The sequence below is a fragment of the Mesorhizobium sp. M6A.T.Cr.TU.016.01.1.1 genome, from assembly GCF_003952585.1.
Lineage (GTDB): Bacteria > Pseudomonadota > Alphaproteobacteria > Rhizobiales > Rhizobiaceae > Mesorhizobium > Mesorhizobium mediterraneum.
In genome coordinates this window covers 6675350-6695305 of the sequence record NZ_CP034452.1, presented here as the reverse complement: position 1 = coordinate 6695305, position 19956 = coordinate 6675350, and the positions used below count along the sequence as shown (strand labels likewise).

The window sequence follows — 19956 nt, the reverse complement described above, 5'->3', positions numbered from 1 at the left end:
GCCGCCGTGGCCGCGACGGGTACAGACATGGAAGCAGAAGTAACAGAATTGCGCGGTCAAACCGGCCAGGAATCGATTTTTCACGGTGCGATCGTGATCGGCGCCGGCGCGGCGGGGCTGGCCGCCGCCCATGCGCTGAAAAAGGCCGGCGTGCCGACGCTTGTCCTGGAAAAGGAAAGGCGGCTTGCCGAGCCCTGGTACCGGCGGCACGAACGGTTGCATCTCAATTCGCATCGCGATCTCTCGACGCTGCCTGGCGTCGACTATCCCGCAGGCACCCCCGCCTTTCCCCACAAAACAGCAGTCATCCGCCACCTGAACGATTTCAGCCAGGCGCACAATCTTCCGATCCGGCTTGGCGTCGCCGTCGAGGAGATCGCGTTCAACGGCGATCAATGGACCATTGAGACCAGTGCCGGGCCCCTGCCGGCGCATCATGTCGTCGTTGCCACCGGGCGCGACCGGCAGCCGTTCATTCCGCAGTGGAAGGGCGCCGACGACTTTGCCGGCCGCATCATGCATTCGGCGGATTTTGGCAAAGCCGAGGATTATGCGGGAAAAAAGGTGCTGGTTGTCGGCGCTGGCAATTCGGGCTTCGACGTGCTCAATCATCTGGCGGGGGCGAACGCCGCCTCTATCTGGCTGTCGGCGCGCAACGGCCCCTCGCTGCTGCCCAAACGCATCGGCAAGATCGCCGTCCACAGGCTTTCGCCGTTCTTGGCGCGATTGCCGGTTTGGCTCGCCGATGCGGTGATGGCGGCAACGCAGCGCCTGGTTTTCGGCGACCTGACGAAGTTTGGCTTGCCGCCCGCGTCCTCGGGGGGCGCAAGCCGCCTGACCGACGACTACACTGCGATCGCCACCGACGACGGCGCCGTTCGCGCCATCAAGGCCGGCCAGGTCGTGGTACTGCCGCAGGTAAGGGAATTTACCCGCGACGGCGTCATCCTCGACAACGGCAACCTGATCGCTCCCAATATCGTCATCGCGGCGACCGGCTACCGCACCGGGCTCGAACGCATGGTTGGCAAGCTCGGCGTCCTCGACGGCAGGGGCGTTCCCCTTTTCAACGGCGGCGAGACCGACCCGAAATTGCCCGGCCTGTGGTTTACCGGCATGCGGCCAAGCATTCGCGGTTGCTTCGCCAATGCCCGAATTCAGGCCAAGGCAATCGCGCAGCAGATCGTCAGGCAGAGGCGATGAACTGAAAAATAGGGTGGTGCTTCCGGTCGGAAACGGCCAAGTATCGGGTTTCGTCAAGGCACTCTCCCAAAAACCAACGCCGTTCCCGAAAGCAGGACATGATGACTTCGAGACCTTCGATCGCCTTCGCCAAATTCGCAGCACCCAAAAAGGGCAGTGTCTTCGTGCTGGCGGCCAACGATGGCGGTCTCGGCGATGCGGCGAAGACTTGCGATCCGGCAAAGACCCTGGAGCGGGCGTTCCCGGTGGCCGACTTTTCCGGCAAGTTCGCCAGCCTGGTCGAAGTGCTGGCGCCGGAGGGCACATCGCTCGACCGGCTGGTGGCGGTCGGCGCCGGCAAGGTCTCGGGGCTCGACGACCATGCCTGGCTGAAACTCGGCGGCTCGATCGCTGCATCCTTGCGCAAGGCCACCGAGGTGACCGTCGTGCTCGATCTGCCGGATGCTGACGTCGGCGGCAGGCAAGCGGCACAGCTTGCCGCGGGCATCCTTCTGCGCAGCTATACCTTCGACAAGTACAAGACGAAAAAGGACAATAATGACGGCCAGCGCGATGGCAAGAAGGCCGAGCCCAAAAAGCCGGTCAAGGTGACCATCCACACCACCGATCCGGCGGCGGCGAAAAGAGCCTTCGCCGACGAGGTGGCGGTGATCGACGGGGTGCTCCTGGCGCGCGACCTGGTCAACGAACCGGCCAATATACTCGGGCCGGTGGAATTCGCCGCCCGCGTCAGCGAACTGGAAGCGCTCGGCGTCACGGTCGAGATCCTGGTCGAGAAGGATATGAAGAAGCTCGGCATGGGCGCGCTGCTCGGCGTTGCGCAAGGCTCGCCGCGTGGCGCCCGCATAGCCGTCATGCGATGGAACGGCGGCAAGGCCAAGGACAGCCTGGTTGCCTTCGTCGGCAAGGGTGTCACTTTCGACACCGGCGGCAATTCGATAAAGACGGCCTCCGGCATGGAGGACATGAAGGGCGACATGGGCGGCGCGGCCGCCGTGACAGGGCTGATGCACGCGCTGGCCGCGCGCAAGGCCAAGGCCAACGTCGTCGGCATCATCGGGCTAGTGGAAAATGCCGTCGACGGCCACGCGCAGCGTCCCGGTGACATCGTCACCTCGATGTCGGGTCAGACCATCGAGGTGCTCAACACCGACGCCGAAGGCCGCCTCGTTCTGGCCGATGCGCTGTGGTATTGCAACGATCGCTTCCAGCCGAAATTCATGGTCAATCTGGCGACGCTGACCGGCGCCACCATGGTCGCGCTCGGCCAGCACTATGCCGGGCTGTTCTCCAACGATGACGAATTGGCGAACAGGCTGACGAGCGCCGGGCAGGCGACGCAGGAACGAGTGTGGCGGATGCCGCTCGGCGCCGAATACGACAAGCTGATCGATTCGAAAAATGCCGACATGAAGAACATCGGCGGCCGCTACGGCGGCGCCATCATCGCGGCGCAGTTCTTGCAGCGCTTCGTCAAGGATACGCCCTGGGCGCATCTCGACATCGCCGGCACCGCGATGGGCGCGCCGTCCAGCGAGATCAACCAGTCATGGGCCTCCGGCTTCGGCGTCAGGCTGCTCGACCGACTGATGCGCGACAATTACGAGGGGTGAGGCCTTTCAAGGCGCAATCATGGCTGACGTCCTATTCTATCACCTGACCGAATCGACGCTGGAGGATGCGCTCCCCGGCCTGCTCGAGCGCAGCGTCGATCGCGGTTGGCGCGCCGTGGTGCAGACCGGCACCGAGGAGCGGCGCGACGCGCTGGACCAGCATCTGTGGATATTCAGAGACGATTCGTTCCTGGCGCACGCGACGGACAGCGAATCCCATCTGGCCGAGCAGCCGATCCTTTTGACCACCGGCCAGGACAATCCGAACGAGGCGCAGATACGCTTCCTGGTCGACGGCGCGGCGCCGCCGGAGCTTGGCAGTTATGAGCGCGCCGTGTTCCTATTCGACGGCCACGATGCGGCCCAGGTCGAGGCGGCGCGCATGCACTGGAAGACGATGAAGGAAGCCGGCCACGCGGTCACCTACTGGCAGCAGACTTCAGATCGGCGCTGGGAACGCAAGGCGTGAAGCTGCCGCCTTGGCTATCGTCAACCTGGGATCAGATCGCCGAGCAATCGGGTCGCGATGCCGAATAAAGAGCATCGGACCAAAAGTGGAAGAACCCTGAAAGGGTGGTTTGCTGATCGTTGAGACGCGCTACAACTGAAGCCGTTCAGCCAATTCAATGAAGTCGCTGATCACCAGGTCCCAGGCCTGATCAGGGTGCAAGTCCGTGGTCTGCGCTAATCCGTGCTCGGTCGGACGCGGGACAAAGGCTGTTCGCAATCCGCATGCCCGAGCCGCTGCAAGGTCGCCATTGTGAGCGGCCACAAGACAGATCTCATTTGGCTTCATTGCCAGGACGTCAGCGGTGCGAAGATAGGCTTCCGGCATCGGCTTGTACGCTCGCACGACTTCGGCGCCGAGGATCGCATCCCAGGGGATGCGGCTACGCTTCGCCATGTTGAGCATGAGGACGATGTTCCCGTTCGAGAGCGGCGCGATGATATAGCGGGCCTTCAGCCGTGTGAGGCCTGCCACCGCGTCCGGCCATGGCTCCAATCGGTGCCATGCCAGGTTCAGTTCGTCCAGCTCGGACGCCGGCACCGACGCCGGGTCGATCCCGAATTCTGGCAAAACAGCTTCCAGATTCTCCCGATGCAGCACGTCGAGCCGTGTAAAGGGCCGCCGGCCGCTGCGCACCTCCTCCATCGCTGGGGAGTAACGGCGGCGCCACGCATCTGCGAAAGCGGTAGGAATGGCCGTTCCGGCTCCATGCCGCTTCAGGAACGGTTCAGCTTCGCGCGCCACGCCGCTGCGCCAATCGACGACAGTGCCGAATACGTCGAATACCAAGGCACGTACACCATCCAATGGCATCACATTCGGCTCCTCGATCCGCACACCGCGTCTTTGGCACGGATTGGCCTGAGAAGTCGACTGCATGGTCCCCGTCGGAAACGCGGCTGGTTCGCCAACTCAGCTTGCCCTTCATGGATTAACCGGCCGTCGATCTTCTGGCAGCACCGGTTCCGTGTTCTCAACCTCATCGCCGTCATCTGCCTGTCAAAAAAGTGTCAGGTGAGCTGGAATAGGCCTCGGCTTGGCCCGTTAACCCGCCATCTCAACCGGAGATGGAAGGTGCTTCCATGCTGCATAGCGTTCCCACGACGAGAGCGACAGTCGGTGTATTCGCCGATGCCGAAGGACGGCAGGCATGGTTGTTCCGGCCGCTATCACCCAGATTGGTCATCGGCTTGCTTTCCCTGCAAGCTTGCACCTTTGTCATTCTTTACGGATTGGACGGACTGCCGATCGAAGGCCGGCTGTCGCTCTCGGTCTTCGCCGGGGTCCTGATCGCCTGGGTAGTGCTCGGCCTGCCCGACATGCCTGTGGCGCTCGCCGGCGCGCTTACCCTTGTTGTTTCGGGTGCGGTCGACGAAGAGGCCCTCTTTGCCACGCTCGGCAGCGAAATCATCTGGCTCCTGATTGCCGCTTTCGTCATGGCGTCGGTCATGCGCAGCAGCGGTACCGCCGAGCGCCTGGCAGCCGTCGTGCTGACGCGCTGCAGGACGGTTTCCCGAATGTTCTGGGGCGCGACGCTGGTCATTGCGCTGACCGCCTTCGTGATTCCTTCTACCTCAGCCCGCGCGGCGATCCTCATGCCCGTGTTCTTCGGTCTTTCGAGTGCGATCGGCAGACCATCCGTGACCAGAGGGCTCGCGCTTCTGTTTCCCTCCGTCATCTTGCTCTCAGCCTGTGCTTCGCTGACCGGAGCTGGCGCACATCTGATTGCCGCCGATTTCATGAGGCGTGTCAGCGACACAGACATCGGCTTCGCCCACTGGGCGCTTCTCGGCGGGCCGTTCGGGTTCGTCACGAGTCTGCTTGCCTGCGGCCTGATCCAACTTCTGTTTCTGTCCGCCGAAGACCGCAGCGCCGCGATCGGCACGCTGCCGGTCAGGCACCGTTCAAATTCATGCAGCGATGCTACCGTGCTGACAATCATGGGCGCGACCGTCCTGCTTTGGGCGACGAACGCGCTGCATGGACAGAATATTGCCGTCATCGCGCTCGTCGGTGCCTTGCTTGCCGCTTCCAAGCCGGTGTCGGGGATTTCGCTTAAAGAGGCGCTTAAGGGTGTCGAGTGGAACCTGCTTCTGTTCCTCGCGGCCACGCTTTTGATCGGCGAGGCGCTGCTCACCTCCGGCACCGCACGCTACCTCGTCGACCAGACGCTTGCGGCGCTCGGCGGCCACCTGTCATTGGCCCCATGGATGGTCATCGCCATCGCTGCCGTGATCTCAAGCCTGGCACATATCGTGATTATGTCTCGCACTGCGCGCGCGAGCGTCCTCATCCCAGCGGTTGCCTTGCCGTTTTCGGCGTTCGGCGTCGATCCGTCGGTCCTGATCTTCGTGACGACGATCGGCAGTGGCTTCTGTCAGACGCTGATGGTCTCGGCAAAGCCGGTTCTCCTGTTCGGTTCTGCGGAGGCCCTGACCTTCACACAGGCAGACCTCCTCCGGCTGGCTCTGTTCCTCTTGCCGCTCTTCGTCGCTCTCCTCGTCGCCTTCTCCTTGTTCGTCTGGCCGCTCCTTGGCCTGCCGATCGAAACACTTTCCGCAATGCCCGCCAAGGCATGACTTTCGCCTGTTATTTTAGAAAGGAAACCAAAATGTCGATGACGATCCTGATTGCGCCTTCCGGTTTCAAGGAGAGCCTGACTGCTGATGAAGCGACGGCGTGCATCGCTGCCGGAATTCTACGGGCGATGCCGGACGCGACCATTCTCAAGGCGCCGATGGTCGATGGCGGGGAGGGCTTCACCAACACACTGGTCAATCTGACCGGTGGCACGCTGCACCGGTTATCCGTCACTGGCCCGGTGGGGGACCCGGTAGACTCCTTCATCGGATTCATGGGTGGTCAGCCAGTCCGCACCGCCGTGATAGAAATGGCCGCAGCGGCGGGCCTGCGTCTCGTTCCACGGGATCGCCGCGATCCGTGCCTGACGACAAGCTTCGGCGTCGGCGAGCTCATCGGCGCCGCCCTCGATGCCGGTGCCGACCGTATCCTGCTTGGCTGCGGCGACAGCGGCGTCAATGATGGTGGTGCCGGCATGGCCGAGGCGCTCGGCGTGCGGTTTCTCGACGATAGCGGCCGCCCGCTCGCGAGAGGCGGGGCCGCGCTCCGGCATCTCGCTTCTATCGACATGACGGGCATCGATCCCCGCCTCGCGAAGGTGCGGATCGATGCGGCCGTCAACTGGCACAATGTGCTGCTCGGGCCCAAAGGTGTTGCCCGCGTGTTCGGTCCCCAGAAAGGAGCAACGCCGGCGCAAGTCGAGGAGCTTGCTGCCGCGATGGAAGTCCATGCCAAGGCGATCGAGCGTGCGACCGGCATTCAGGTTGGCACCGCCCCGGGTGCCGGCGCATCGGGCGGACTAGGAGCAGCCGTGCTCGGCCTTCTTCTGGGCCGGCTCCATCCGCGCTACGAAATCGTGATGCAGTATCTCGACCTCGACGCGTTGATCGATCGCGCGAACCTGGTGATCACCGCCGAGGGAAGCCTGGATGGCCAAACGCCCTATGGCAAGGTGCCATCCGAGGTGGCGCGCCGCGCCAAGCTGCGCGGCCTGCCCGTCATTGCACTCGCCGGAACGATTGGCAAAGGTGTGACGCTCAACTTCGAGCACGGCATTGATGCCTTCGCCAGCATTCTCAAACGGCCGTGCTCACTGGAGGAAGCGATCGAAAATGCCGGCAAGCTGCTGACGCGAGCCGCCGAGGATGCCGTGCGCCTGATGAGCGTTGGTATAAGGCTCGCTCGACCTCCAGCCCGCATTGTGCGGCGCATGGCAGAAAACGGCCTGGTATGCCACAGCGGCGACACCGGACTATTGCGGCCTCATAGCGATTAAAGGCGAAAAGGGGCTTTAGAGATCCGTCCTACCCGGCGATTTGCCTTAGCGAATGCGAACTCCGACCCACGAGCGCCAGTTGCCTCTAACGTCGGCTTTCGAGATGCCATCTCGGCAGGGGGGAATGACCGACTAGGGTCACGGCTTCAGCTTCAACTTCTGGCGGAGAAGGGTCGTGAGCCGCAATTCAAACTGAGACGCTGCCCAGCCACTTGACGAAAGGATGACCGCGCGCAAAACTGCTAAGATGTCAGACCAATTTTGGATGTAGGTGGCCATGGCGCGCGGCGAACTGCCCGGGGCCACGCGTGTGGCAATCGCCACGCTCCCACCGCTGGATCGCGGCAAGCAGGTCATGGAAGCGCTGGCTGACTATGTCGAGCGCGCCGCGCTGAAGAGCGGTGACCGGCTTCCGACCGAGCGCGAATTGATGGCCGCGCTTTCCGTCGGACGTTCGACGATACGCGAGGCGATGGGGCGTTTCGAAGCGCTCGGCGTCACCGAGACCCGCAAAGGCAGCGGCACCTATCTGCTCAAGCCGATATCCGCCGGCACGATCCATTTGCCGCTGTCGCTCAATACGGCAGAGCTGCGCGACGGCCTCTTGCACACCCTTGAGGTGCGCCGCGGCATCGAGGCCGAGGCGAGCATGATCGCGGCGCGGCGGCGCACAACCGACGATCTGCGGACGATCGAGGAAAAGCTCATCGAGATGGAGCGCGTCCATCTTGCCACCGGCACGTCGGGTCCGGAAGATTTGGCCTTTCACCTGGCCGTCTACGACGCCACGCACAACCCGCTTTTCCGGCAGCTCCTGGGGCAGATGCGCGAAGCGTTCGAGCGCTTCTGGGACCACCCTTTCGATCGCCAGGATTTCGCGCGGCGATCGTTCCCGCATCACCGCGAGCTGTTCGATGCCATCGTCGCCAAGGACGCGGAGCTGGCGCGCGGAAAAACGCTGAAGATCCTCGAGATCGTGGAAGAGGATATCGAGGAAATGTCGAAATGAACGGTCCCGATTTTTTCGACGAGGCATCGCTGATCGCCGCGCATGACGAGGGCAACGCCTTCGATGCCGTCGTGCCGCCGATCGTGCAGACCTCGCTCTTCACCTTCCCGAACTATGACGAGATGCTCGAGACATACCGCGGCGAAAAAGTGCGACCGACCTACACGCGCGGGCTGAACCCGACCGTGCGCATGTTCGAGGAAATGCTCGCAAAACTGGAAGGCGCCGAGGACGCTATCGGTTTTGCAAGCGGAATGTCCGCCATCTCGTCGGCAGTCCTGAGCTTCGTCGAGCCGGGCGACCGCATCGTCGCGGTCAGGCACATCTACCCGGACGCGTTCCGGCTGTTCGGGACGCTGCTCGCGCGCATGCGCATCGAGGTGACCTATGTCGACGGGCGCGACGAAGCTGCCGTCGCAAGCGTCCTGCCTGGCGCCAAGCTGTTCTATATGGAAAGCCCGACCAGCTGGGTCATGGAAACGCATGACATCGCTGCGCTCGCTGCGCTGGCGAAGTCCCGTGGCATCCCGACCATCATCGACAACAGCTGGGCCAGCCCGGTCTTCCAGCGGCCGCTGTCGCTCGGCGTCGACGTCGTGGTCCACTCCGCGTCCAAATATCTGGGCGGCCACAGCGATGTCGTGGCCGGCGTGGTCGCGGGCTCGAAGGACTTGATTGGCCGCATCCGCGGCGAAGCCTACCCATATCTCGGCGGCAAGCTGTCGCCATTCGACGCCTGGCTCTTGATCCGCGGCTTGCGCACACTGCCGATCCGGATGCGCGCGCATCAGGCCTCCGGCCTCGAAATCGCACGGCGCCTGCAGGATCATCCGATCGTCGAGAAGGTCTGCCATCCGGGGTTGGCCAACCTGCTTCCCGCCGGGCTCACCGGCACGTCGGGCCTGTTCTCATTTGTCTTCCGCGACGGCATCGACATCCGGACGTTTGCCGACCGCCTCAAGCTGTTCAAACTGGGCGTGTCCTGGGGCGGCCACGAAAGCCTCATCGTGCCCGGCGAGGTCGTGCTGCAGCAGAAGGCCCAACCCAATTCCGCGATGGCGTTCGGCGTCCATCCGCGGTCCGTGCGTCTCCATGTCGGCCTCGAGGGAACCGAGGCGCTGTGGAGTGACCTGGAAACGGCGATCACAGCCGCTTCCGAAGAAAAGACCTGAAGCAACCAGACAAGAAGGGAACGGAAAATGAAGAAGCTTCTTATCGCGGCATTCGCCACCGTGCTGATGTCGGGTGCTGCACTCGCCGACACGACGCTGAAGCTCGTGGAGGTGATCACCAGCCCCGAGCGCACCGAAACCCTGAAATCGATCGTCTCCAAATTCGAGGCTGCCAACCCGGGCACAAAGGTCGAGGTCATCTCGCTACCCTGGGGCGAGGCGTTCCAGAAATTCGCGACCATGGTGTCCGCCGGTGAAATTCCCGACGTCATGGAGATGCCGGACACGTGGCTCTCGCTCTATGCCAACAACGGCCTTCTCGAAAGCCTAGAACCCTATCTTGCCAAATGGGAGCACACCTCAGACCTCACCGATCGCGCGCTAGAGCTCGGCCGCGACGTGAACAACACCGCCTACATGCTGCCCTATGGTTTCTATCTCCGGGCGATGTTCTACAACAAGAAGCTGTTCCAGGAGGCTGGTGTCGCCGAGCCGCCCAAGACGATGGACGAGTTCGTGGCGGCGTCGGAGAAAGTCTCCAAGCTTCCGGGCAAATATGGCTACTGCCTGCGCGGCGGGCCGGGTGGTCTCAACGGCTGGATGATGTTCGGCGCAACCATGGCCGGCTCCAACAAATTCTTCAATGAAGACGGCACCTCGACGATGAACAGCGAAGGCTGGGTCAAGGGGCTGACCTGGGTCGTCGACCTCTACAAGAAGGGATTGGCACCGAAGGACAGCGTCAACTGGGGCTTCAACGAAATCGTCGCCGGTTTCTACACCGGCACCTGTGCCATGCTCGATCAGGATCCAGACGCGCTGATCGCAATCGCCGAGCGGATGAAGCCGGAAGACTACGGCGTCATGACCATGCCGAAGGGGCCGTCCGGCAAGACGTTTCCGACCATCGGCTACGCCGGTTGGTCGATGATGGCGGCCAGCCAGAACAAGGACCTCTCCTGGAAGCTGATCGAAACGCTCGAAGGGCCCGAGGGCAATGTCGAGTGGAACAAGCGCACCGGAGCGCTGCCGGTCCACAAGTCGGCCGAAAAGGATCCGTTCTACGCGAGCGAGCAGTTCAAGGGCTGGTTCGCCGAACTCGAGGACAAAGATGCGGTGCCGACGGTCATGCCCACCTACCTCGAGGAGTTCGCCTTCTTCAAGGACTCGATGGTCATCAAGACCAGTCAACAGGCCCTGCTCGGCGACATCACGCCCGAGGAAATGGCCAATCAGTGGGCCGACTATCTGACCAAGGCGCAGCAGAAGTTCCTGGCCAAGAAATAAACGGCGGACCGCGAGCTTCGGAGCCGCTTATCGCGGGCGGCTCCGAATAGGTCTCGTCCATGGTCGATTGGAAGGATGGCGAATTGGAACGAAAGCGTTAGCTGATGGTTTTTGACGCCACTGCCGGGCTTCCGGAATCGCGCCGCCGGTCGCTGGTCGACCGGATCACGCGCCACGCCGAGCCATATCTTTACACCTCCCCGGCGCTGATTCTGATCGTCACCATCATGCTGGCACCGCTGGTGCTTGGCCTGTCCTACGCCTTCCGCGACGTGCACTTGCTCAATCCCTTCTCTGGCGGCTATGTCGGGCTCGATCATTTTCGCACCCTTTATGACGACGACAATTTCTACCGGGCGCTGCGCAACACGCTGTGGTGGACCGGCGCATCCGTCTTGCTGCAATTCGTGTTCGGCCTGATCCTGGCGCTGTTGCTCGACCGGCCGTTTGCCGGCCGCGCCATCGCGCAGGCGCTGGTGTTCCTGCCCTGGGCGGTGCCGACCTTCCTGACCGGGCTCAATTGGGCGTGGCTGTTCAATCCCGTCATCGGACCGCTGCCGCATTGGCTTTATGCCCTCGGCCTCATGAGTGAGCCAGCCAACATCCTTTCAAATCCGCAGCTTGCCATGTGGGGACCAATCATTGCCAACGTCTGGTGGGGCATTCCCTTCTTCGCCATCACGCTGCTGGCCGCGCTCCAGGCCATCCCGCGCGACCTCTACGAAGCGGCGGCGATCGACGGCGCCGGCGCCGTCAGGCGGTTCACGTCGATCACCTTGCCGTTCCTTGCGCCGACCATTGCGATCACCGTGCTGTTGCGCACCGTCTGGATCTCGAACTTCGCCGACCTGATCATCGTGATGACCAGCGGCGGGCCGGCCGACCGCACGCAGATCGTCGCGAGCTACATCTTCACGCAGGCTTTCAGGGCGCTTGATTTCGGCTACGCCTCGGCCATCGCGCTGGTGCTGCTCGTCCTGCTGCTCGCCTATTCGATGCTGATCGTCATGCTGCGGCAGATCCTGATGGATCGGGGCTGATGGATCGGGGGATGACCAGATGAACAGGTATTCGATCTTCGGCACCGCGCTGCACCGCCTGGCGATCCTCTGCTACGTGGTCTTTGCGCTGTTCCCGCTGTTCTGGCTGTTGAAAGTATCGGTCACGCCGAACGACCTGCTCTATTCGGAGGGCGTGCGGATGTGGCCGTCGCGGATGAGCTTTGAACATTTCCGCTTCGTGCTGGCCCACAGCGCATTCCCGATCTTCTTCAGGAACAGCATGATCGTTGCCGGCTCGACGGCCGTGATCGTGACGCTGCTCGCGTCCCTCTCTGGCTATGCGCTGTCGCGCTTCACCTTTCGCGGCAAATACTGGCTGGTAGCACTGATGCTGCTCACCCAGATGTTTCCATTGGTGATGCTGGTCGCGCCGATCTTCAAGATGCTCTCGCCGCTCGGGCTGACCAACAGCCTGACCGGACTGGTCGTCGTCTATACCGCCTTCAACATTCCCTTCGCGACATTCCTGATGCAGTCGTTCTTCGACGGCATTCCCAAGGAGTTGGAGGAGGCGGCCAAGATCGATGGCGCCACGCAGTTCATGGCATTTCGCCAGATCGTCCTGCCGCTGACGCTGCCGGGCATTGCCGCGACGCTGGGCTTTGTGTTCACCGCCGCGTGGAGCGAGCTGCTGTTCGCGCTGATGCTGATTTCGGGCAACAGCGCCGCCACGTTTCCGGTCGGTCTGCTCACCTTCGTGTCGAAGTTTTCGGTCGATTTCGGGCAGATGATGGCGGCCGGCGTGCTGGCGCTGATCCCGGCCTGCCTCTTCTTCCTGTTCATCCAGCGCTATCTGGTCCAGGGCCTGACGGCCGGCGCGGTCAAGGGCTGAGTGAGGTTTCATGGCATCGATCGACATCCGCAACGTTCGCAAGAATTTCGGCATCGTCTCCGTGCTGCACGGCGTCGATCTGGCGATAAAGAACGGCGAGTTCGTGGTGCTCGTGGGTCCGTCTGGCTGCGGCAAGAGCACGCTGCTGCGGATGATCGCCGGGCTCGAGGAGGTGACCGAAGGCGAGATCCGGATCGACGGCGTGCGCGTCAATGAGCGGGCACCTAAGGACCGCGACATCGCTATGGTGTTTCAGTCCTACGCGCTCTACCCGCACATGAACGTTGCCGAGAACATGAGCTACGGCCTGCGGATCCGGAAGGCCGCCCGCGAGAAGATCACAGCTGCTGTCAGCAATGCGGCCAGGAAGCTTGAGCTGCAGCCGCTGCTTGCGCGGCGGCCGAAGGCACTGTCGGGCGGTCAGCGCCAGCGCGTGGCGATGGGACGCGCGATCGTGCGACAGCCCAAGGCATTCCTGTTCGACGAGCCGCTGTCCAATCTCGACGCGCGCTTGCGTGAGCAGATGCGGGCAGAGATCAAGAAGCTGCACCGCGATCTCGGCGCGACCTCGATCTATGTCACCCACGACCAGATCGAGGCGATGACACTGGCCGACCGGATCGTCGCCATGCATGAGGGCGTGGTGCAGCAGGTTGGCAGCCCGCTGGAGCTTTACGACCGCCCGGCCAACCTTTTCGTCGCCGGCTTCATCGGATCGCCGGCCATGAATTTTCTGTCGGCACGCTACGAGGTCACTGGGAGCACGGCCGGCGCACGACTGCCTGATGGAACGCTGATTGCGCTGTCGTCAGCCTATCAACTCGAGGAAGGCGCGGCGGTGACGCTCGGCATCCGGCCGGAGCATGTCGAGATGTCGCCGGCCTCGGAGAGCAGCCTGAGGGCGACGGTCGACCTGATCGAGCCGACCGGCTTCGGCATCATTCTGCACCTTGGCCTGCATAGCCTGCCGTTCAATGTCTTCACGCTCGATCGGGCTGCGCTTACAGCCGGTCCGACGGTGACGGTCGCTTTCCCGCCGCAACATTTGCATTTGTTCGATGGGACTGGAAAGCGCGCATTGGAATCGGACCTCCAGAAGAGGAAGAGCTGATCCTCCGTTCGGTTTCCAGATCATTCGAATTTTCCCAAACCGGTTCCCACCCTTGAGGCCGATGCTATTGTCTATCTTGGCACCGCCGAATTCGATACGACATTCGATCTCGGCCTCGACATGGGTCCTGGACGAGATGGAACGCGCCCGCGACGGCGCTAGACCATGATCCCGAACCGAATGTCAGCGAAGCAAAAAGTGGGAACCGGTTTTCGGATAAGATCATGGTCAAACAACAAGAGGGCTAGGTAGTTGAGCGCATGCGCTTTCTGTTTCTTCTGATCCTGCTCGCCGGCACCGGCATCGGCGTCGTCTATCCCTGGGCGATGACCAATTTCTCCGGCCATGAGATCGGCACCTGGCGGGTCTACGAACAGGGCCGGTTCAAGCCGGTGACGGTGCCGCTGGCCGCTCGCGACGCGCCGGTGCGGGTGCTGGTCGATCTCACCGCCAGGACCGAACGCATCGTCGTCTCGCAACAGCGCACGGTGCTGACGCTGACCGCCGCCACCGGCGGCAGAACGGTGCTCGCCTCGACGCTGCAGTTCACCCATTCGGAGAATCCGCGCCAGGTCAGCCCGCAACTGCCGGACAAGGTCTTCCGCGATGAGGCAGGCCTGATCGCGACGGTCAGCCCCGGCCCCTACATCTTCACCGTTGGCCCCGGCGATGCCGAGGGCATCGAGATGCGGGCGGTGGACCTCTTGCTGCGCTCCGGCGTCGGCGAGATCGACAGCCGGGCGCGGCCGGTCGGGTTTTCGCTGATGGCGGCCGGCCTGATCGGATTGCTGTTGGCGCTGCGTTTCGGCGGCGGCCGGCCGCAAAATCCGAATTCGCAGCCGCCACCGCCGCGCTGGGGCAGGGGCTCGAATTAGCTCGTGAATTATCGCCACGCCTATCACGCCGGAAACTTCGCCGATGTCGTCAAGCATGTCGTGCTGAGCCGGCTCGTCGAATATCTGAAACAGAAGGACAAGGCGTTTCGCGTCATCGACACCCATGCCGGCATCGGCCGCTACGACCTGTCGTCGACCGAAGCGCAAAAGACCGGCGAATGGCAAGGCGGCATCGGCCGGCTGGTCGATGCCGCATTGGATGCGCCGGCGGCAGCACTCCTGGCGCCTTATCTGGAAGCCGTCCGTTCGCTCAATCCCGAAGGCGGCGTGAAAAAATATCCGGGCTCGCCGATGATCGCGCGGCATCTCATGCGCAAGCAGGACCGGCTGTCGGCGATCGAATTGCATCGCCAGGATGCCGCGAAGCTGAGAGCGCTGTTCCAAGGCGATTTCCAGACCCGGGTGATCGAGCTCGACGGCTGGCTGGCGCTCGGCGCGCATCTGCCGCCGAAGGAAAAGCGCGGCCTCGTGTTGGTCGATCCGCCGTTCGAGGAGGAGGGCGAATTCGCCCGTCTGGTCGACGGGCTGCAGAAAGCGCACAAGCGCTGGCCGGGCGCGATCTATGCGCTGTGGTACCCGGTTAAGGATCGCAAGGCGGTCGCCGCCTTCCGGAAGGCGCTGGTGCAGTCGGGCATTCCGAAGCTGCTCGACATCGGCTTCGAGATCAGGCCGCCATCGGCCGAGCCCAGCCTCGACGGCAGCGGCATGGTGGTGGTCAACCCGCCGTTCACGCTGGAAGGTGAATTGCGCACGCTGCTGCCGGCGCTACATAGGCTTCTCGTGGTCGAACAGCCGGCGCACTGGACGCTGGAATGGCTGGCGGCATAGGGCGGCAGAGGTGTTCGCGCGCCTGCCTCGGTTGAAGGCAATTTCAAACTAAGAAACCATCGTCTCTACAACCGCTTGACCGCGCGCAAGCGAATCCGCACAGTGCGCGCAAACCGACCATAAGAGGCTGCCATGACTCGCTTCGCCCAATCCGCCCTTGCCGCACTGATCGCCCTTTGCACGCCGCTCGGCACATCCCTCGCTGTCACTCAGGCAGCAAAAGCGGCCGACCTTGCCGTCTATACTGACGAAGACGGCGGCGTTTGCGGCGAGGCCTGGGTGCTGAACAAGATCACCAGCCGCTTCTCCTACCAGGTGCACCACGTGCCGAATCTGCCCGATGTGGAGATCACCGATTTCCAGCGCATCCACCAGCACCGCTATTTCCCGGCCAATGACACCTGGCCGATCGGCCGCCGTTATTGCGGCGCCACCGTCAGCCTCTCCGACGGCCACGCCCGCACCATCTGGTATCTGATCGAGGAAGGGCAGGGCTTTGCCTCGATCGGCGACAACGTCGAATTCTGCGTCTCGGGCTTCGACCGCTGGATGGTCTACAACGGTCGCTGCCGCGTCCTGCGCTGAACGCGTTTAACTGGCTGCTCCGCCTCATCGAGAATTTTGCGAAGGAAGGCGACGTGACCGCGAAAGGCGCGTCGTCCGATTGACGTCGCCCTGACGCGCGTTTGCGGCCGGCGTCCGACGAACAGCTTTTCGACATCGATATATCCCGCCTTGGCAAGCGTTTCGATATGCGCGCCGAGATTGCCGTCAGTCGCATCGACGATGGCCTTCAATCGGGTGAATTCCAGCGCTTCGCGCCTTTCCAGAGAATTCAGCGTCGCCATGATCCTGAGCCGCACGCTCTGGTGGATGATTTCGTCGGCAGCCATCATCGGGCCTGCTGTGGTGTCCGGCGTTCAGTCTCACTGATCTCGGCCAGCGCTACTCGATCTTGCGCGAATGACATTGCGCTGCTCCCGCGTACTGCAGAATACTCTGTGAGATGGAGTAATCTGTCAATCCTAGCAAAAAGGAACGATGCAAGCGAAGGCCGTTGCCCACATAGAGATCAGGCAAGCTCATGGCGCAGAACGGATCGCGCTTTGCTTTTGTCGCTTGTGTAGACCGTCCGTTTGCACAAGACGACGAGATCAATGAAGCAGCGCATCATGGTTTTGCCGGTCGATGATCAACGAGCAAAAACGCTTGCTAACCTTCAGCGTTTCGTAGCGGGATTGGTTCCGGTAAAGCGGGCAGAATGTCTGTCGCAAACCCTCGGCAAAGGTCGAAGAGCAGCAGCGGCATTTTGTGAAATCAGCACGAGCTTGTGTCGCCTGTAACCAAAACTTAAACTGCAAAATTCATGCTGATGCTTCGCTGGCTAGCAAGCCGCGAGTCAGATATGCATTGCACGCCGGGTCACTAATGGCCGTCGGCACAACGGAAGGGGCATGACATGGCTAAACAGTCATCCAAAGCGCCGGCATCCAAGTCACCGGCAAAGAAGTCACCAGCAAAGAAAGCACCGGCAAAAGCAGCGGCGGCGAAAGTCGCAACCGCTGTGAAGAAAGCGGCACCTGCTGCCAAGCCGAAGGCCGCCGCGGCCAAGGCAAAAGCAGCGCCGGCCAAGAAGCCGGCCGCGAAAGCCGCGGCAAAACCGGCAGTGAAGAAAGCAGCGCCTGCCAAGGCCAAAGCGGCACCTGCCAAGGCCAAGGCTGCGCCGGCCAAGGCAAAAGCAGCTCCGGCCAAGAAGCCAGCTGCAAAGGCCGCGGCAAAGCCGGCAGTGAAAAAAGCTGCACCTGCCAAGACTGCACCGGCCAAGAAGGCTGCGCCCGCAAAGAAAGCGGCGGCAGCGAAGTCTTCCGCAGCCGTGAAGAAAGCAGCGCCTGCGGCCAAGCCGAAGGCGGCGCCTGCGAAGGCGAAGGCCAAGAAGTAAATCGCCTTTCTTCGCACGCGGAGGGCAGTACTGAGGACAGTTGAGGGCGGGTGCCGGACAGGCGCCCCGCTCGCTGGTTCGGTGCTCGGGCGAGCAGACAGAGGCGGAGGGAAGACAGCTTTTCGCAGCTCCCAGGACTTCGCCCTACGGCGAAGTCCGGTGGGGCATTTCCTTGCGCCCGGAAGGACAGATCTGCTCACGTCTGCTCTGCTTATCGCGTCTAGATCGATGTTGAGACAACTGCTGCTTGCTGGCGGCTGGTTTTCCCGCTTTTGGCCGTTGATCGGCGGAAGCTGATCGGTCAACAGTGCCCGCTGGCAAACAGGAACCCGATCATGCCCAGACTGCTCTACGCTGCCACGTCCCCCTACAGTTCAAAGGTGCGCATGGCCGCGCTTTATGCCGGCATTGCCGTCGATCTCGTGCCGGTAAAAACCGAAGACAAGCCGGCTGAGCTGATCGGCGCCAACCCGCTCGGCAAGATTCCAACGCTGGTGCTCGACGACGGTCGTTCGATTCACGACAGCCGCGCCATTACCCAGCATCTCAATCGCGTGTCGAAGAACGCGCTGTTTCCGCGCAATCCCGACAAGCGCCTTGAGGCGGAAGTGCTTGAGGCGCTGGCCGATGGCATCTGCGACTGCGCGCTGTCAATGGTCTATGAGCGGCGCACGCGCCCCGAAGACATGGTGTACCAACCCTGGCTCGACCGCCAGTGGGCGAAAATAACCGGTGCGCTCGATCTGCTCAACGCCAATCCGCCAAAGCTGCCCAAGAAGATCACCGCCGGCCAGATGGCGCTGCGCGCCTGCCTTGGCTATCTCTCACTGCGCTTTGCCGGAAAATGGGAAAAGGGCCGCAGCCGGCTGGTCCGCTGGGCAGCGCGTTTCGACGAGAAGTTCCCGGAGCTGAAACCCTGCGTTCCGGGGTGAGTGCCTGAAGCGGGGCTGCCGACCGATGGGTGGCGATTTGATCTGTCGTTTACTTGCCCTGATCATTTGTCTGTCCGCTTGTACTGGCATTGGCCTTGAACTCAGCACCTTGATGAATGGTGGCGCCTCGATATTCGGCTCGCTATGGGTGTTGATTGGATATTTCACGATCCTGACCAACGGTCTGGTCGCCGTCGTATTCGGAGCCGCCGCATTCCTCGGGGAGCGTTTCGATCACCCACGGTTGGTGGCGGGGGTTGCCGCCGTCATGGCCTTGGTCGGCGTGATTTTCGCGTTGCTGCTCCAAGGGCTGCGCACCTTGGCTGGCGCCACCGCTGAAGCAAACTTTCTGCTCCATCAGCTCAACCCTGTTCTTGTCGTATTGTTCTGGCTGCTGTTCACGCGAAAGGGGACGCTCTCGTGGCGCGATCCGCTTCTCTGGGCGCTCTATCCCCTGGTGTATCTAGCCTATGCCCTGGCTCGTGGCGCCGCTGAAGGGAAATACGCTTACCCGTTCATAGATGTGTCCGCGAATGGCTGGGTCGGGGCGATGTCAAATGCCGTCGTGATCGCTCTCGGTTTTGTCGCAGCAGCCGAAGCCCTGGTTCTGGTCGACAGGGTGCTGGCTCGACGCTGAACTTGAGATCACGCATGGCTGTGCCGACAGGCAGGCGCCGGGCACAAAAAAAGCCGGGCACGAGGCCCGGCTTTTTCGTGTCGTGGCTTGGACGACTTAGAACTTCATACCGACGCCGAAGGTGACGCGGTTGTCGCTGGACTTGACCTTGCCAACACCGTCAAAGTCCTTGTCGCCGAAGTCGGTGTAGCGATACTCGACACGGCCGAACACATTGTCGGTGATCTTGATGTCGGTGCCGACGCCGGCCGTCCAGCCGAGCATGGTGTTTTCGTCGCTGACGCCACCGGCTTCGATCTCCTGGTTCTTCAGCGCGCCGCCGGCGGTGCCGTAGAGCAGGATCTCCGGGGTGACGGCGTAGCCGAGGCGGGCGCGCAGCGAGCCTTCGAAGCCGCCTTTAGCCTCGATGCCAGCATCGTCGCCCTCGATGCCGCTATAGCCGATATCGGCTTCAGCACCGTACACGAAGTTCTCCTGCTGCCACTGATAGCCGCCGAAGACGCCGCCGACGAATCCATCGGTGCCGACGTCGACGCCGACATCCGTGGCATCGGCATGGCCGCTGAAGCCGTAGCCGACGCTCACACCGGCATAGGGACCAGCCCAGGACGCGACGGGAAGTTCGGCGATCGGGGCGGGTGCCGGCGGCTCTTCCGAGATCACGTCAGCAGCATAGGCGGTTCCGCCGAGGGCGAAAAGCCCGAACGCCACCGCCAGCGGTCGCGCAAATTTAAGATTGGCTTGCATTGTTCTTTACTCCTTAAGCCACAGGCACAGGCTTGCTTTTCACGAGCGCCCTCAACCCGCCGGGGGGATAAACGGATCTGGCGCTCAACGGTTCCGAATGTCGTGTCGAAATACGGCTGAAGCGAACCTGAACTTGGGTCATTACCGGGCACGAATGAGGCCGAACTTTGACGTTGCATCTGCGCAACAGATGGTGTCAGGAGGCTTTGCAATGCTGCGCTGAACACGGCTTGGAGCAAGGAGTCCAGCACCCTATATTGCGGTCTGGCGGCCAAGTCCCGGCCAGTTGCGAAAGACCGATCCGGCCGCTTTGCCACAATGCTGC

Annotated in this window: 21 protein-coding genes; 18 read left to right on the top strand and 3 right to left on the bottom strand. The window is 62.4% G+C overall.

The window, feature by feature from the left end:
• Window positions 1–27: 27 nt before the first annotated feature.
• The 3 genes from EJ075_RS32530 (at window position 28) to EJ075_RS32520 (ending at window position 3285) form a co-directional block, all read left to right on the top strand.
• Window positions 28–1203 (top strand): NAD(P)/FAD-dependent oxidoreductase, encoded by a 1176-nt coding sequence (locus EJ075_RS32530; protein WP_126107127.1) that lies wholly within the window; start codon window positions 28–30, stop codon window positions 1201–1203.
• 101 nt (window positions 1204–1304) lie between these two features.
• Window positions 1305–2816: a leucyl aminopeptidase gene (locus tag EJ075_RS32525; protein ID WP_126107542.1), complete on the top strand. Its 1512-nt coding sequence runs from the start codon at window positions 1305–1307 to the stop codon at window positions 2814–2816.
• A 19-nt stretch (window positions 2817–2835) separates the two neighbouring features.
• Window positions 2836–3285: a DNA polymerase III subunit chi gene (locus EJ075_RS32520; protein ID WP_126107126.1), complete on the top strand. Its 450-nt coding sequence runs from the start codon at window positions 2836–2838 to the stop codon at window positions 3283–3285.
• A 129-nt stretch (window positions 3286–3414) separates the two neighbouring features.
• Here the strand turns inward: EJ075_RS32520 and EJ075_RS32515 are convergent, their stop codons facing one another.
• Window positions 3415–4137 (bottom strand): haloacid dehalogenase type II, encoded by a 723-nt coding sequence (locus EJ075_RS32515; protein WP_126107125.1) that lies wholly within the window; start codon window positions 4135–4137, stop codon window positions 3415–3417.
• A 269-nt stretch (window positions 4138–4406) separates the two neighbouring features.
• On the opposite strand from EJ075_RS32515, the gene EJ075_RS32510 reads away from it, so the two are divergent.
• From EJ075_RS32510 to EJ075_RS32460, 11 genes are all read left to right on the top strand, one after another.
• Window positions 4407–5903 carry an SLC13 family permease gene (locus EJ075_RS32510; protein ID WP_164547243.1) on the top strand — a complete coding sequence of 499 codons (1497 nt, stop codon included), beginning with the start codon at window positions 4407–4409 and terminating at the stop codon, window positions 5901–5903.
• 32 nt (window positions 5904–5935) lie between these two features.
• Window positions 5936–7180: a glycerate kinase gene (locus tag EJ075_RS32505; RefSeq protein WP_126107123.1), complete on the top strand. Its 1245-nt coding sequence runs from the start codon at window positions 5936–5938 to the stop codon at window positions 7178–7180.
• A gap of 277 nt (window positions 7181–7457) precedes the next feature.
• Window positions 7458–8189, top strand: a complete 732-nt coding sequence (locus EJ075_RS32500) for a FadR/GntR family transcriptional regulator (protein WP_126107122.1) — start codon at window positions 7458–7460, stop codon at window positions 8187–8189.
• Window positions 8186–9361 carry a PLP-dependent transferase gene (locus EJ075_RS32495; RefSeq protein WP_126107121.1) on the top strand — a complete coding sequence of 392 codons (1176 nt, stop codon included), beginning with the start codon at window positions 8186–8188 and terminating at the stop codon, window positions 9359–9361. Before EJ075_RS32500 ends, EJ075_RS32495 begins: the two co-directional genes overlap by 4 nt.
• A 27-nt stretch (window positions 9362–9388) precedes the next feature.
• Window positions 9389–10648 carry a sugar ABC transporter substrate-binding protein gene (locus tag EJ075_RS32490; protein ID WP_126107120.1) on the top strand — a complete coding sequence of 420 codons (1260 nt, stop codon included), beginning with the start codon at window positions 9389–9391 and terminating at the stop codon, window positions 10646–10648.
• Between the two features lie 104 nt (window positions 10649–10752).
• Window positions 10753–11688 (top strand): sugar ABC transporter permease, encoded by a 936-nt coding sequence (locus tag EJ075_RS32485; protein WP_126107119.1) that lies wholly within the window; start codon window positions 10753–10755, stop codon window positions 11686–11688.
• Between the two features lie 19 nt (window positions 11689–11707).
• Window positions 11708–12541 (top strand): carbohydrate ABC transporter permease, encoded by an 834-nt coding sequence (locus EJ075_RS32480; protein WP_126107118.1) that lies wholly within the window; start codon window positions 11708–11710, stop codon window positions 12539–12541.
• Between the two features lie 10 nt (window positions 12542–12551).
• Window positions 12552–13652, top strand: a complete 1101-nt coding sequence (gene ugpC, locus EJ075_RS32475; protein ID WP_126107117.1) for a sn-glycerol-3-phosphate ABC transporter ATP-binding protein UgpC — start codon at window positions 12552–12554, stop codon at window positions 13650–13652.
• A 260-nt stretch (window positions 13653–13912) separates the two neighbouring features.
• Window positions 13913–14527, top strand: a complete 615-nt coding sequence (locus tag EJ075_RS32470) for a hypothetical protein (protein ID WP_126107116.1) — start codon at window positions 13913–13915, stop codon at window positions 14525–14527.
• A gap of 3 nt (window positions 14528–14530) precedes the next feature.
• Entirely contained in the window at window positions 14531–15376 is an 846-nt protein-coding gene (locus EJ075_RS32465; protein WP_126107115.1) for a 23S rRNA (adenine(2030)-N(6))-methyltransferase RlmJ, read from the top strand.
• A 132-nt stretch (window positions 15377–15508) separates the two neighbouring features.
• Window positions 15509–15961, top strand: coding sequence for a hypothetical protein (locus EJ075_RS32460; RefSeq protein WP_126107114.1), 453 nt, complete (start codon window positions 15509–15511; stop codon window positions 15959–15961).
• Here EJ075_RS32460 and EJ075_RS32455 read toward each other — a convergent pair.
• Entirely contained in the window at window positions 15931–16272 is a 342-nt protein-coding gene (locus tag EJ075_RS32455; RefSeq protein WP_164547242.1) for a transcriptional regulator, read from the bottom strand. The two genes, EJ075_RS32460 and EJ075_RS32455, sit on opposite strands and share 31 nt — an antisense overlap.
• A gap of 261 nt (window positions 16273–16533) precedes the next feature.
• On the opposite strand from EJ075_RS32455, the gene EJ075_RS32450 reads away from it, so the two are divergent.
• The 4 genes from EJ075_RS32450 to EJ075_RS32435 all read left to right on the top strand — a co-directional run bounded on the left by EJ075_RS32450 (window position 16534) and on the right by EJ075_RS32435 (window position 18884).
• Window positions 16534–16719 carry a hypothetical protein gene (locus EJ075_RS32450; protein ID WP_126107113.1) on the top strand — a complete coding sequence of 62 codons (186 nt, stop codon included), beginning with the start codon at window positions 16534–16536 and terminating at the stop codon, window positions 16717–16719.
• Between the two features lie 116 nt (window positions 16720–16835).
• Complete coding sequence (locus EJ075_RS32445; protein ID WP_126107112.1) at window positions 16836–17315, top strand: histone; 480 nt, start codon at window positions 16836–16838, stop codon at window positions 17313–17315.
• A 335-nt stretch (window positions 17316–17650) separates the two neighbouring features.
• Complete coding sequence (locus tag EJ075_RS32440) at window positions 17651–18247, top strand: glutathione S-transferase (RefSeq protein WP_095483306.1); 597 nt, start codon at window positions 17651–17653, stop codon at window positions 18245–18247.
• 25 nt (window positions 18248–18272) lie between these two features.
• The gene (locus tag EJ075_RS32435; RefSeq protein WP_206437523.1) at window positions 18273–18884 is read left to right on the top strand and encodes a Pr6Pr family membrane protein; all 612 of its coding nucleotides are present in this window, start codon (window positions 18273–18275) and stop codon (window positions 18882–18884) included.
• 96 nt (window positions 18885–18980) lie between these two features.
• On the opposite strand, the gene EJ075_RS32430 is transcribed toward EJ075_RS32435, so the two are convergent.
• Entirely contained in the window at window positions 18981–19631 is a 651-nt protein-coding gene (locus tag EJ075_RS32430) for an outer membrane protein (protein WP_126107111.1), read from the bottom strand.
• Window positions 19632–19956 lie beyond the last annotated feature (325 nt).